At 41.0% G+C, this 13582-nt stretch carries 15 protein-coding genes; 9 read left to right on the top strand and 6 right to left on the bottom strand.

Annotated features, from left to right (window positions below; translation table 11 throughout):
* The first annotated feature begins 9 nt into the window (after positions 1 to 9).
* A complete protein-coding gene (hldE, locus tag AC2IOM_RS01070; RefSeq protein WP_138634920.1) occupies positions 10 to 1455 on the top strand; it encodes a bifunctional D-glycero-beta-D-manno-heptose-7-phosphate kinase/D-glycero-beta-D-manno-heptose 1-phosphate adenylyltransferase HldE in 1446 nt (481 codons plus the stop codon).
* Positions 1456 to 1477: 22 nt separating this feature from the next.
* Here the strand turns inward: hldE and AC2IOM_RS01065 are convergent, their stop codons facing one another.
* Positions 1478 to 2200 (bottom strand): 3-deoxy-D-manno-octulosonic acid kinase, encoded by a 723-nt coding sequence (locus tag AC2IOM_RS01065; protein WP_486358858.1) that lies wholly within the window; start codon positions 2198 to 2200, stop codon positions 1478 to 1480.
* A gap of 101 nt (positions 2201 to 2301) precedes the next feature.
* On the opposite strand from AC2IOM_RS01065, the gene AC2IOM_RS01060 reads away from it, so the two are divergent.
* The 6 genes from AC2IOM_RS01060 to glpG all read left to right on the top strand — a co-directional run bounded on the left by AC2IOM_RS01060 (position 2302) and on the right by glpG (position 7630).
* Positions 2302 to 3354, top strand: coding sequence for a glycosyltransferase family 9 protein (locus AC2IOM_RS01060; protein WP_486358857.1), 1053 nt, complete (start codon positions 2302 to 2304; stop codon positions 3352 to 3354).
* Complete coding sequence (gene gmhB / locus AC2IOM_RS01055) at positions 3354 to 3911, top strand: D-glycero-beta-D-manno-heptose 1,7-bisphosphate 7-phosphatase (protein ID WP_486358856.1); 558 nt, start codon at positions 3354 to 3356, stop codon at positions 3909 to 3911. The genes AC2IOM_RS01060 and gmhB overlap by 1 nt, the downstream gene beginning before the upstream one ends.
* 234 nt (positions 3912 to 4145) lie before the next feature.
* Positions 4146 to 5342: a glycine C-acetyltransferase gene (locus AC2IOM_RS01050; RefSeq protein ID WP_010560850.1), complete on the top strand. Its 1197-nt coding sequence runs from the start codon at positions 4146 to 4148 to the stop codon at positions 5340 to 5342.
* Positions 5343 to 5389: 47 nt separating this feature from the next.
* Positions 5390 to 6415, top strand: coding sequence for an L-threonine 3-dehydrogenase (tdh, locus tag AC2IOM_RS01045; RefSeq protein WP_054978625.1), 1026 nt, complete (start codon positions 5390 to 5392; stop codon positions 6413 to 6415).
* Positions 6416 to 6473: 58 nt separating this feature from the next.
* On the top strand, positions 6474 to 6797 hold the full coding sequence (gene glpE / locus AC2IOM_RS01040; RefSeq protein WP_100912840.1) for a thiosulfate sulfurtransferase GlpE: 324 nt from the start codon (positions 6474 to 6476) through the stop codon (positions 6795 to 6797).
* Positions 6798 to 6802: 5 nt separating this feature from the next.
* The gene (glpG, locus tag AC2IOM_RS01035; protein ID WP_486358855.1) at positions 6803 to 7630 is read left to right on the top strand and encodes a rhomboid family intramembrane serine protease GlpG; all 828 of its coding nucleotides are present in this window, start codon (positions 6803 to 6805) and stop codon (positions 7628 to 7630) included.
* Between the two features lie 28 nt (positions 7631 to 7658).
* Here glpG and AC2IOM_RS01030 read toward each other — a convergent pair whose 3' ends face one another.
* Positions 7659 to 8054 (bottom strand): flagellar basal body-associated protein FliL, encoded by a 396-nt coding sequence (locus AC2IOM_RS01030; protein WP_100912842.1) that lies wholly within the window; start codon positions 8052 to 8054, stop codon positions 7659 to 7661.
* A gap of 168 nt (positions 8055 to 8222) precedes the next feature.
* Between AC2IOM_RS01030 and AC2IOM_RS01025 the strand changes: the two genes are divergently transcribed.
* Both AC2IOM_RS01025 and ubiA read left to right on the top strand, forming a co-directional pair.
* Complete coding sequence (locus AC2IOM_RS01025) at positions 8223 to 8756, top strand: chorismate--pyruvate lyase family protein (RefSeq protein ID WP_486358854.1); 534 nt, start codon at positions 8223 to 8225, stop codon at positions 8754 to 8756.
* A 2-nt stretch (positions 8757 to 8758) separates the two neighbouring features.
* Positions 8759 to 9625 carry a 4-hydroxybenzoate octaprenyltransferase gene (ubiA, locus tag AC2IOM_RS01020; protein WP_486358853.1) on the top strand — a complete coding sequence of 289 codons (867 nt, stop codon included), beginning with the start codon at positions 8759 to 8761 and terminating at the stop codon, positions 9623 to 9625.
* Here the strand turns inward: ubiA and AC2IOM_RS01015 are convergent.
* From AC2IOM_RS01015 to AC2IOM_RS01000, 4 genes are all read right to left on the bottom strand, one after another.
* Positions 9615 to 10247, bottom strand: a complete 633-nt coding sequence (locus tag AC2IOM_RS01015; protein ID WP_486358852.1) for a 2OG-Fe(II) oxygenase — start codon at positions 10245 to 10247, stop codon at positions 9615 to 9617. The two genes, ubiA and AC2IOM_RS01015, sit on opposite strands and share 11 nt — an antisense overlap.
* A gap of 51 nt (positions 10248 to 10298) precedes the next feature.
* Entirely contained in the window at positions 10299 to 11210 is a 912-nt protein-coding gene (locus AC2IOM_RS01010; RefSeq protein ID WP_010560842.1) for a LysR family transcriptional regulator, read from the bottom strand.
* Positions 11211 to 11508: 298 nt separating this feature from the next.
* Positions 11509 to 13026, bottom strand: a complete 1518-nt coding sequence (locus AC2IOM_RS01005) for a DUF3369 domain-containing protein (protein WP_105170832.1) — start codon at positions 13024 to 13026, stop codon at positions 11509 to 11511.
* Positions 13027 to 13135: 109 nt separating this feature from the next.
* Entirely contained in the window at positions 13136 to 13567 is a 432-nt protein-coding gene (locus tag AC2IOM_RS01000; protein WP_138634940.1) for a DUF2721 domain-containing protein, read from the bottom strand.
* Positions 13568 to 13582 lie beyond the last annotated feature (15 nt).

The raw sequence follows: 13582 nt of genomic DNA, 5'->3' as shown, positions 1-13582 counted from the left end.
GTGTTGATTATGGATTTATCGTATTTTAATCATTTATCAAACAGCAAAATTTTAGTTGTTGGCGATGTAATGCTAGACCGTTACTGGCATGGAGATACTGGGCGTATTTCACCTGAGGCACCGGTGCCAGTGGTAAAAGTCAGTGGTCTTGAAGATAAAGCCGGTGGCGCGGCAAACGTTGCAAAAAATATCGCACACCTTGATGGCAAGGTTAGTTTGCTTGGCATTATCGGTGATGACGATAACGGACAAAGTCTTGAGGCGTTACTAAAGTCAGAGAACATTGATTCTCAGCTTATTCGTCAGTCAGAGGCGCCAACAATCGCAAAAATGCGTGTGATTAGCCGTCACCAACAAGTCGTGCGCTTAGATCTAGAAGAGCGTTTTAGTGAAGCCCATTCACAACTATTGCTTGAGCAGCTTAAAACCTTGATTAACGATTTTGATTTGGTGGTATTTTCTGACTACAACAAAGGCTCACTGCATTTAATTGCGGATATGATTGCTGTTGCAAAAGGTGCAGGCAAAACGGTATTAGTTGACCCGAAATCAAAGCAATTGGCGGATTACCGCGGCGCGGATTTTATTACGCCAAATCTTACAGAGTTTAAAGCAGCTGGTGGTGTTGTCGGTGATGAAGCAACCATCACGCAAAGTGCACGTGATATTATTGCTGAGTGTGGTTTAGGTAGCATGCTACTAACGCGTTCAGAGCAAGGAATGTCGCTAATTACGCCGAATGAAAAACACGATTTTGCAGCGCAAGTATTAGAAGTGTCAGATGTAACTGGTGCCGGTGATACGGTAATCGCAACATTGGCGGTAATGTTAAGTACAGGCATGCCAGCAGCGCAAGCTGTTGAAATCGCAAACATTGCAGCTGGTTTAGTAGTTGCAAAATTGGGTGCTGCTACTGTATCACCAGAAGAGTTAAGTGCTAAACTAACGCAATATTTACGTGACACCGGCGAGCAGTACCAAGCGCCAGCACAAGAGGTATTGCATCATATTGAGCTTGCTCGTCAGCGCGGCGAAAAAATTGTCTTTACCAATGGCTGTTTTGATATTTTACACGCAGGGCATGTGCGCTACTTGGCGCAAGCTAAAGCGCGTGGCGATAAGTTAGTAGTGGGTTTAAACAATGACGAGTCGATTAGCCGTTTAAAAGGGCCAACGCGACCTATTAATCCACTTGATGAGCGTGCCACCGTAATCAGTGCGTTAGCATCAGTTGATTGGGTGATCCCGTTTGGTTCTGAAGCTGAAAATGATACTCCAGCTAAGCTGATTGAACTTGTAAAGCCAGATGTTCTGGTGAAAGGCGGCGATTATAAAGTGTCGGAAATTGCAGGCGCTGATTTTGTACTTGCAAACGGTGGTCAAGTTGAGGTGCTGGAATTTGTAAATGGCTGCTCAACATCGAACGTTATTCATAAAATCCAAAGCGATAGCTAGTAACCACTTCTTTATTGGCGCACTAAGCAATTTTTAGTGCGCTGTTATACCCCTCAATAAATACCTGCCAATCCTTTTCTTGCCAATAAAATTGTGCATTGCGATTAGCTTCTTTATCAAATGAGCGCTTTAGGCGTGTAATATTACTTTGTGCTTCTTGTGGATCGAATGCGGCGCGAGTGCCACGGTCAAAATCAATTAAGAAAACGCGTCCATCACTAATTAAAATATTATTGATATTAAGGTCGGCATGATTAACGCCCTGATTATGAAAATCGGCAATTGTTTTTGCACAGTCAGTAAGTTCTTTTTGATTTAATGAGCGGGTTTTTAGTACATCGAGCAGACTTTGCGAGTGTGGTAGAGCCTCGGTAATGATATCTCCACGATAGATTAACCCCGATGTTTCAACCTTAGCCGCAACCGGTTTAGGTACGGGTAGGCCAATCGCTTCAAGCTCTACTAATAACTTGAACTCTTGGTATGTTCTTGTTTTTTCAAAGCCTAAATACAGGTATTGGTCGGATAATAGTTTACCAATTAAGCCGCCACGCCAGTAATGGCGAAGTACACCCGTTGTGTTACCACAATCAAAAAAGTAAGTTGTTGCACGGCCACGTTTTTTGGCGCTAATCAAATCATTACGGCTCAAATATTCAACATCAAATAAATTAGGATTGAACGTGCCCTCCAAGTCGCTTGGGGTAATGATGGTGGCTGAACCGTGTTTTTGAAATGACAGCATGGCGATTTAAACTAAATAGTAATTGCGTGCAAAAAGTGATTATACCAAGTTTTAATTTACGTTAAACTGCACGCATCTATTTATATGTTTTTAGGTAAATTGTGAGCTTACAAGGGCCGTTCAACGATATTTGTATTTTACGTCTTTCAGCAATCGGTGATGTATGCCATGCCGTTTCCACGGTGCAGGCAATTCAGCGTCATTATCCAAACGCTAAAATTACATGGGTTGTTGGTAAAATAGAGGCGATGTTACTGGCTGATTTACCGGGGGTTGAGTTGGTTGTTTTTGATAAAAAACAAGGCAAAGCGGCTTATCACTCACTTAAAGAACATTTTAAAGGGCGTAAGTTTGATGTGTTATTGCACATGCAAGTTGCGCTGCGTGCCAATTTAGCGGCGCGTGTTATTCCTGCAAAAATAAAAATTGGATTTGATTGGCAGCGCGCTAAAGAAGGGCACTTTTTATTTACTAACCACCGTATTGCGGCTGAAAAAGAAGCCCATGTACTCGAGGGTTTTCGCGGTTTCGCAAAAGCCATAGGTGTGCCGCATTATGAGCCATCTTGGCTGATGCCTGTAACCCAAGAGGACCGAGACTTTGCTGAGGAAATATTATCGCCACTTGGCGATAAAGTATTGGTGCTTTCGCCTGCTGCAAGTAAGGCTGAGCGCAATTGGCTACCAGAGCGCTATGCCGAAATAGCGGATTATGCGGTGCAGCAAGGATTTAGTGTTGTTATAACCGGTGGCCCTACAGAGCTCGAGGTCACACTTGCAAAGCAAATTGACAATGCGATGAAATCAACAGCACTTAACCTTGTTGGCAAAACAAACTTAAAACAATTGTTATGTGTGTTAGAAAGCGCTTCTCTTGTCATTGCGCCAGATACTGGCCCTGCACATATGGCGGTGACTATGGGCACTCCGGTGATTGGACTATATGCACATTCGAATCCGGCGCGTACCGGCCCTTATTTATACCAAGATTATGTGGTTGAGGTTTATCATCAAAATCTAAAAAAGCAAACTGGCAAAACAGCAACCCAATTGCCATGGGGTACACGTGTAAAAGGCAAAGATCTAATGCAACAAATTAGCGTAGACAGCGTTAAAGAGATGTTTGACCGTGTTGTAAACGAAAAGGCATTGTAATGAGTGATAAAGCTGTTTTTCTCGATAGAGATGGTGTTGTTAACGTTGATCACGCCTATGTTTATAAAATTGATGATTTTGAATTTATTGCTGGTGTATTTGAAGCGTGTCAGTTATTTCAGGCCGCGGGTTACAAAATTGTGATTGTAACGAATCAGTCGGGTATTGGGCGCGGTTACTATACCGAACAAGATTTTCATACGCTTACCGATTGGATGGTGGCACAGTTTAAACAACATAATGTGGAAATCAGTAAAGTCTACTTTTGCCCGCATCACCCAACTAAAGGTGTTGCACAATATAAACAGCAATGTGATTGCAGAAAACCTAAGCCAGGCATGCTATTGCAAGGTGTGAAAGAGCTCGGGCTGGACCCATCAAAATGCATTATGTTTGGCGATAAAGGCTCAGACATGTTAGCAGCAAAGACGGCAGGGTTTAGTAAGAAGATTCTTGTTCAGTCAGGACAATCGTTTGACGAGCAAACTATCACGTTAGCTGATGACGTATGGCAATCGCTGAATTGCGCCAGTGAAAAGTTTAGTGAAAACACCTAGGATTAATTAGTGAACTATTTAAAATGCAGTTTATTAAACTGTATTTTTGTTTAGTTGTAGTTTTATCTACTTTTCTAATCGCATTTACTAGTATTAAGTGCATTTATCAACCTAACCTTTTACAATTACCCCTTTAAATATAAGCTACAATTTTAAGGCTTAGCATTCGCCGTTTTTAACGTATTTGTGGAAAACGTGCGAGCAACCCGTTCTATTAGGCATTGGAGACTTTGGATGAGAGCATCTGCATTTTTTGATCAGCTTAAACAACAGATTGAACAAGTAAAAGAAGATGGATTATACAAAAGTGAACGTGTAATCACGTCACAACAACAAGCTGAAATTGAAGTTGCATCTGGCGACTCAGTAATCAACTTTTGTGCAAATAACTACTTAGGTTTAGCAAATCACCCAGAGTTAATTAATGCAGCAAAAGCTGGATTAGATGACCACGGTTTTGGTGTGGCATCAGTACGTTTTATTTGTGGTACGCAAGACATTCATAAAACCTTAGAAGCAAAAATCAGTAATTTCTTACAAACTGAAGATACTATTCTTTATTCATCTTGCTTCGATGCTAATGCAGGCCTTTTTGAAACAATTTTAGGCCCAGAAGATGCGATTATTTCAGACTCGTTAAACCATGCATCAATTATTGATGGTGTGCGCTTATGTAAAGCAAAACGCTTCCGTTATGCCAATAACGACATGGCTGATTTAGAGCAGCAATTAATTGCTGCTGATGAAGCGGGTGTTAAAACCAAACTAATTGCTACAGATGGCGTGTTCTCAATGGACGGCGTTATTTGTAACTTAGAAGCGTTATGCGATTTGGCTGACAAATACGATGCACTGGTAATGGTTGATGATTCTCACGCGGTGGGTTTTGTTGGCGAAAACGGTCGTGGTACACCTGAATACTGTAATGTAATGGACCGCGTTGATATTATCACGGGTACATTAGGTAAAGCGCTAGGTGGTGCATCGGGCGGTTATACGTCAGGTAAAGCTGAAATTGTAGAATGGTTACGTCAGCGCTCTCGTCCTTACTTATTCTCAAATTCTCTCGCGCCTTCAATCGTTACAGCATCAATCAAAGTGCTTGATATGCTAGCTGACGGTAAAGAGCTGCGCGATACACTTTGGCAAAATGCGGCGTACTTCCGTGAGCAAATGGAAGCGGTTGGCTTTACTTGTGCAGGTAAAGATCACGCAATTATTCCAGTAATGTTAGGCGATGCTAAATTAGCAGCTGAAATGGCTGATAAGTTACTGGCTGAAGGCATTTACGTAACAGGTTTCTCATTCCCTGTAGTACCAAAAGGGCAAGCGCGTATTCGTACACAGATTTCTGCTGCGCATACCCGTGAGCAACTAGATAAAGCAATTGCTGCATTTACCCGTATTGGTAAAGAATTAGGTATCATTTAATTTGATATTGGCCTGTTAGATAACAGGCCTTTTTTGTGAGTAAAAAGATGAAAGCATTATCAAAACTTAAAGCTGAACCAGGGATCTGGATGACAGAAACGGCTAAACCGGAAGTTGGCCACAATGACTTATTAATCAAAATCCGCAAAACAGCGATTTGTGGTACGGATGTACATATCTACAAGTGGGACGAATGGTCACAAAATACCATTCCTGTACCTATGGTTGTGGGTCACGAATACGTTGGCGAAGTAGTGGATATGGGCCAAGAAGTTCGTGGTTTTAAAGTGGGTGATCGCGTATCAGGTGAAGGCCATATTACCTGTGGCCACTGTCGTAACTGTCGTGCAGGCCGTGTTCACTTATGTCGTAACACTACTGGTGTAGGTGTAAACCGCGAAGGTGCATTTGCAGAGTACTTAGTTATTCCTGCATACAATGCGTTTAAGATTCCTGACAACATCCCTGATGAATTAGCATCAATTTTTGACCCATTTGGCAATGCTGTTCACACGGCATTGTCTTTTGATTTAGTCGGTGAAGATGTATTGATCACAGGTGCTGGCCCTATTGGTATTATGGCTGCAGCGGTAGCTAAACATGTTGGTGCCCGTCATGTGGTAATTACGGATGTAAACGAATACCGTTTAGACCTTGCACGTAAAATGGGTGCAACACGCGCGGTAAACGTGGCGAACGAGAAATTAGAAGATGTGATGAATGAGCTTGGCATGACAGAAGGCTTTGATATTGGCCTTGAAATGTCAGGTGTACCGAGCGCGTTTAACAGCATGCTAAATAACATGAACCATGGCGGTAAAATTGCCATGCTAGGTATTCCACCATCAGATATGGCGGTTGACTGGAATCAGGTTATTTTTAAAGGGTTAATTATTAAAGGTATTTATGGCCGTGAAATGTTTGAAACTTGGTACAAAATGGCAAGTTTGATTCAATCTGGCTTAGATTTATCACCAATTATTACTCACGAATTCCACATTGATGACTTCCAACAAGGCTTTGATACCATGATTTCAGGCCAGTCAGGCAAAGTTATTTTAAATTGGGATTAAGCTATCGCTTGATGATATTATAAAGGGAGCATTTGCTCCCTTTTTTATTGAGGTATATATGTCATACAAACATATTTCAGTGTCGCAAACAGCAGCGCTTCTTACAAATGACAATGTTGTTATTGCCGATATTCGTGATCCAAATAGTTTCAGCTCCGCACGTATTCCTGGATCTGAGCGTCTGTCGAATGAGAATTTGGCACAATTTTTAAATGAAAAAGATTATGAGCAACCAATAGTTGTTGTGTGTTATCACGGTATTAGTTCACAAAGTGCTGCGAACTATCTGGTTGAGCAGGGTTTTGAAGATGTTTACAGCATGGACGGTGGCTTTGCCGCGTGGGGTACTGAACAAGCAGACAATGTTGAGTCAGGTGCGTAATCATTGTGAAGCAACTTACTACGCTAAGTAATGTAAGGGCTGCACAAGGTTTTTGTGATTACCTTAATAGCATTAATATTCACTGTCAATTAAAGCCAATTAACAGTGAAACCGTTGCATTGCTGGTGTCAGAAAGTCACTTTGAAGTTGCTGAAAAAGAATTGGCGCAATTCCAAGCCAACCCTCATCAAGCAAAGTATCTTGAGGCATCTTGGCAAGTTGGTTCAACCAATAGTGGACTAAGTTACGGCGGCAGTTCGCTTAATTTGATACCGCGATTTTTAAAGCTTTCATCACTAATTCAAAGCGTGTCATTGTTATCCATTTTGGTATATGGGGCGTTTGTTTTAGGCGGTTTTGAGTGGTTGTTTCCCTATCTTCAGTTTGCCCCTAATGCACCGCATACTTGGCTTGCACCCACTATTATGCACTTTTCAGCAATGCATTTGATCTTTAACTTGATGTGGTGGATGTATCTTGGCGATAAAATTACAGAACAATTAGGTAAACGCTTTTTAGTATTGGTATTTATTGTTACAGCACTTGCCAGTAACTGGCTTCAGTTTGGGTTGGTGAATGCTAACTTTGGCGGCCTGTCTGGTGTGGTTTATGGCTTACTCGGCTTTTGTTGGCTTTACGGCCATTTTACTGGCAACCCTAAATTAGCCGTTAGTCCATCCATTGTTGGCTTTATGCTGGTGTGGCTGGTACTTGGTTTTGCCGATGTGTTGTTTATCAATATGGCGAATTGGGCACATTTAGGCGGGCTTGTTGCGGGTGCTGTATTGGGTGTTTTCGTTGCGAATAGCCATAAAAAAAGCAAAGTTAATTAACTTTGCTTTTTTCTAAGCTATATTTAGCTTAATAATACAGGTACTTAGTAAAAAGCACATCGTGGACAATTTCTTGTCCTGTTTCTTCTTTTAATAACTCTTTTACTCGCTCGCTACAACGTTTACGAATTTCCTCGCGGCCAGTTAGCGATTTAACGTGTTCTTCTTGCTCTTTGCTAATGATTTCAACAATCGCATCACGCAGTAAAGGTGAGTGGTGTTCAACTACTTCTAAATTGCCCATATCTTTAATCATTAGTTCAACCGTTACTCTAACGTAACCTAATTTTTTATTTGAAGTCGCAATGTAGTTTGTAATGATATCTGGCTCAAAGCCAAAATAACCAAAATTAGACGCAGCCTCGGCCTTAGGCGTTGATAGTGATAAAAAAAGTGTAATTAGAAATATCGATAGGCTACGCATTGCGTGACTAACACCTTGTTTTTCCCATAGTAACTTAACAATAATAATACTTGATTATGGGCTTTTTACTAGTCACTTAAACGTAATTTAATTGAAAATTTAATTTACCATTTAGCTCACTGTTATCCAGTGCTAAAATGGTGCGATTTTTTTTCGCAGCAGGTTATTGTGGTAACTTTCCCTTTAGATATTTCGGCGCAGTGGCATCAAAATTTTACCCAGCTAAATAGTGTGCAGAGTGAGTGGTTGTTAGAAACCGGTTCGCTTACTGCAAAGTTGAAACAAAGGTTTTCGCAATTTAGTGTGCGCGTGCTAAGCGAAAAGCACATTACGCTCAGCGCGCAGCAAGCCAATGTGTTAAGTACTGAGCAGCAAACTGCGCTATGCCGCGAAGTTATTTTATATGGTGATGAAAAACCACGGGTGTATGCGCAAAGCTGGATCCCGCTTGAGCAATTAACTGACAATAGTCTGTTTTTAAATTTGGGGGAGCGTCCACTCGGTGAGTTTATTTTTCAGCACCCTAATTTAGTGCGGGAAGATTTAATGATCACCCAGTTTTCGGGCAGTGCACAACTTCACTCGTTATTACAAGACTTGTCGCTTGAAATCGCTGATGTTTCAGCTCGCCGCAGTGTGTTTCATTTAGCAGACCTAAAACTGATGGTGTGTGAAGCCTTTTTACCAGGAGCATTTGAATAACCATGATCCAGCTAACATGGCAAAATCGTGATGCCTATAAAGCGTTAATGCGCACTGATAAACCAATCGGTACTTTGCTTTTGTTATGGCCAACATACTGGGCACTATGGCTAGCGAGTTCTGGTGTGCCAGATTTAACGATTTTGCTTATTTTTAGCGCTGGTGTATTTGTTATGCGCAGCGCTGGCTGTGTAATTAATGACTTTGCTGATCGTAAAGTGGATGGTTTAGTTAAACGCACTCATATGCGCCCATTGGCATCCGGTAAAGCAACACCAGTAGAGGCGATACAGCTTTTTACTCTACTGATTTTAATAGCATTTATCTTGGTGCTATTTTTAAATTGGCAAACCGTGTTACTGTCGTTTGGGGCGTTAGCATTAGCGTTTTGTTATCCCTTTATGAAACGCTATACCCATTTGCCTCAAGTCGTGCTCGGCGCCGCATTTAGTTGGTCGATTCCAATGGCGTATATGGCTGTGCTTGGTGAAGTACCTGAAGAAGCGTGGTGGCTGTATTTTGCTAACCTTGTTTGGACCGTGGCATACGATACCATGTACGGCATGGTGGACAGGGACGATGATGTGAAAATTGGGGTTAAATCTACCGCTATTTTGTTTGGTAGTTTCGATAAAGCCGCGGTATTTATACTGCAAATCGCTTTTTTACTGACCTTAGTATTTATTGGCTTCAACCGCAATTTGCCATGGCCATTTGACATTGGCGTGCTGCTATCAGCATTTTTGTTGGCGCATCAGCAAGTAAAAATTAAGCACCGCGACCGCGATGCTTGTTTTTGGGCGTTCTTAAACAATAACTACGTTGGGCTATTTGTCTTTATGGGCATAGCCGCAAGCTTTATTGGTTAGGGTCAACAAAGTTCGCACTTGAATTATTCTTTCTAAACCAACCTGCAATAGAGTAGCGTGTGCTACCAGCTGCTAATACTTCGTGCGGAAAGCGTTCACTTTCAAAACAAATTAACGTACCAGCCTTAGGTGCTACTTTAGCGAGTGGTTCTTTGCCTTTTTCAGGGTAAATTAATAACTCGCCGCCTTGGTTTGGGGTATTTAAATAGCAAACTGTGGTAAATACACGGTTTGATTTACCTTTAAACGCATCTAAATGTTTCTTGTAAAAATCACCTTGCTGATAAATCGCAAAATGGCATTCATAATCAAATAGGCCAAGGTAGAAGCTTTGATTGATTGCTACTCTAATTTGCTCCATAAGGGCGAGGTAACTCGTTTCGGCAGCTGTGTCACCATTAAACCATTTTGTTTTATCGCTACGAATAGCGCTTGCTTGCTGTAAATCCTGATGGCGCCCAATTTTAGCGTGTTGAAATTGTGTTTCTTGCGCTTCACATTGCTGCTGTAATTGAGCTACTAACTCTGCAGAAATCGCATTTTCGATAATGCAATAGCCGTTTTTCGCTATGTTATCGAGCAGGTTGTCGAGGTGTAAAAAGGTCTCGGGTGAGCAGTTCATAAATAACGCCAAATGTAAAAATTGGCGTTATTTTAAAGAACATTGAGTCAGTTAGAAAGTTGCTTTTGCAAGTTCAATTTCAGGGCGAGCACCTGCTTCTAAAGTAATAAAGTTTAAAAGCTCAGAAATATTAGGTGCCGTTAGATTCGCTTTTGCAATTTGCAGCTCTAAGTTGAGTTTTTCAGATTGCTCAATCATTTCGCTTAAATTTACAAGTTCTTTATTGTTGGTCACTTGCTGCATTAAATCGAGTGTAGTGAGTGCTATGTGATTACGGTCGCTTAATTTATTAACCACTTGCTCAAACGTACCTAAGCGCAATGAATCTTGTTTGTTAAGATTAGTTGCTGCCTGATTAATTAATTTACCAAGTGCTTGATTAGTACTTACTGTCGCTAACATAGGTAGTTTGGTTATTTGTGATAACTGTACCGGTGAACTTTGTAAAATAGGGTGGTCTTTATGGCAGAACATCACCACTTGTTCTGGCAGGCAAAACATTTCACCTGAGCTTGTTGTGATAGGCGCATTAATTGCTAAATCAAGTTGACCATTTCGAATATTCTGCAATAACGTGTCGGTATCTTGTAGTTGCATTTCAATTGAAATGTTCGGAAATTGTTGCATAAATTTGCCACACGCCTGTGGCACTAGGCCAATGGCTTCTGGGCTATACCCAATAACAATTTTTTCGTTTTTGGCTTCGGTAAATTTACTTAATTTTTGTTTAAGTAATGCATGATTATCGAGCGCTTGTTGGCAGTACTGTAAAAATACTTCGCCCGCGGCGGTTAGCTTAACCGAGCGCGTCGAACGTGTTAATAAATTGCAAGCGAGATCTAATTCAAGCGTTTGAATGCTGCGGGTAAGGGCTGATGTGCTTAAGTTACACACCTCTGCAGCTTTGCGAAAATGTTGATGATGGGCAAGTGCAATAAATTGTTCAAATTGCTCTATACGCATGATTACTCCTGTAAACTAAAATCCGTGATTGTTGCTAATGAGAACATAATTAGGGTACAAATACCATTGCTAAAGTGTAATTAATTATTAGAGTTATCATTCTACGTAAATGAATGATAACGAAGTTAAAAGTTACACATTAGAGCAAGACTTTGGACTTAGTAAAACACTACTTTAGTTTGTTGTGTTTTTTATTCAGTTTACCGACGTATTTTTAATATTGGTTAATGCGTCATTAGGAATAGTCGCAACCGTAAAGTTAGAACGAAAAAGTAAATAAAACGGCTAACTGTTTTTCTCAGTCGGGGAATTGATCTCTTATTGCTAAAAATTCATCGAGGTTATCAATAAAAATCTCAATTAGTTTGGGATCAAACTGCTTACCTTTTTCATCTTTTAACAGTGTAAGTATTTTATCGAGCGGCCAAGCGGGTTTGTAGCAGCGCTCGCTGCCAAGTGCATCAAACACATCTGCAAGTGCGGTAATACGCCCTGATATATCAATATCTTCACCTGCAAGTTGCTGCGGATAACCCTTGCCGTCCCAGCGTTCATGATGTTCGTACGCAATCGTCGCGCCTTGTTTTAAAATTTCATTAGTTGAGTTTTTAAGTATGTCATAGCCAATCTCAGCGTGTGATTGCATGATTTCCCATTCTTGCGCGTCATGCTTTCCGGGTTTATTGAGAATATGATCTGGGATGGAGATTTTACCAATATCGTGTAGCGGTGAAGCAAGCTTGATAATTTCCGCCTGATACGGGGTTAACCCATATTTAATTGCAAGCAAATAACTATAATGGGCCACACGTTTTACGTGGCTGCCCGTCTCTTTACTGCGTTTTTCAACGGCTTCCCCAAGAATATAAGAGAGCTCTTTTTGTGATTCTCTAATGAGCTCACGCAACCGTAAGTTGTCGTATGCAAGGGCAATGTTATGAGCAAAAAACTCTAATAGTTGATGGTCTGAAGCGTTTAAGTCTGACGATTTACTGACGTACAGCATAGTCTCTAAGCCGCCTTTTGTTGGGAAATAGCCAACATATTCCTGCGGTGTTTTAAACGATGACTTCGTATTGTGTGCTTGCTCAAATAAATTGCCAATTTCGCTTGGTACGTCTTGTTTTGTGTTATCAGCACCAGAGCAAGCTAGTAGTTTAAAATCTGTTGCATTATCGGTCTGCGAGTTGATTGCTGCGGCACAGTAAATCTCTTTATTGCTGTGGCCAATTACACCTGAAACATGCTCTAGGATCGAAGATGCAAATTCGTTAACCGTTTCACACTCTAAGAATTTAGCAGAAGCATTAATAATGTTTTCAAGTCCCAATTTATGCTGCTCAATAATGCAAATATCGCGATAAGAGCGAAGGGCAGAGTACAACAATGTTTTGAGTTTTATTGCAGTCAGTTCGGTTTTATTTTTGTAATCGTTAATATCGTAATCACGAATCACTGACTCTTCAGGGGCTTCTCCTGGTTGTCCGGTACGTAAAATCAGGCGAATATCGTGATTATCGGCGTCTTCGCGAATATAACGAATGAGATCCAAACCAGCGTGGCTGGTTTCCATCACTACATCCACTAATGCTACGGCAACCTCGGGCAACCCTTTAAGCATTTGCATTGCCTCAGCGGCAGTGTATGCATGGTGAAAAATCAGCCGCTTATCTTCAAACGTAAAGCCGTTTAGAACTAGCTTGGTGACCTGATGAATATCTTCTTCATCATCAACTACCAAAATATTCCAACTCTCGTCGTTTGACGCTTTTGCAATGTCATCAATTTGCTCGTCGGCAAATAGAAAGTCCGTCACAGTCGCTGCTCTAATTTATGAACCTTGTTTAAAAGTATAGAAGCAAAAAACTAGAGTAGTGAAATATTAAATGTCACAAATATTACGTCGCGCTGTAAGGCTAGGGCTGTTATGTGGCGCTGTCGTCATTATCAATAACGGGTTTACTTTCGATATTATTGAGTTCGATTTCGATAGCCTGACAAGAGATATGAATTTCGTAAAGTGACAACACTAATGAGTACAGCAAGCACGCTAAACTTAAACCAAATAAGCCTGTACCCAGCAAGTTTTGTGTGAGAAATACTGCGAACATAGCTGCGGTGCAAAGCAAAAAGGAAAGCACACCAAAAAACTGCATGCGGCGAATCAAATTTAGGCGGTCGCGAAGGTTGGAAATTTGCGCCTTCACCATAGCGCGAATTTCATTGCCATTTTCACGTGAATTTAGTTGCCTAATAAGCTGTGCAAGTACCAAAAAACGGTTGGTATATGCTAGTAAAAGCAATGATATTGCTGGAAAAAGCAGCGCTGGGGTGGTTAAGTTTAGTTCAATTGTCATACCGTTTTAATAATT

It is taken from the genome of Pseudoalteromonas sp. NS-SX12 (assembly GCF_057367955.1).
Note: the sequence above shows the minus strand (reverse complement) of the source record. Positions and strands in the feature narration are given on the sequence as shown.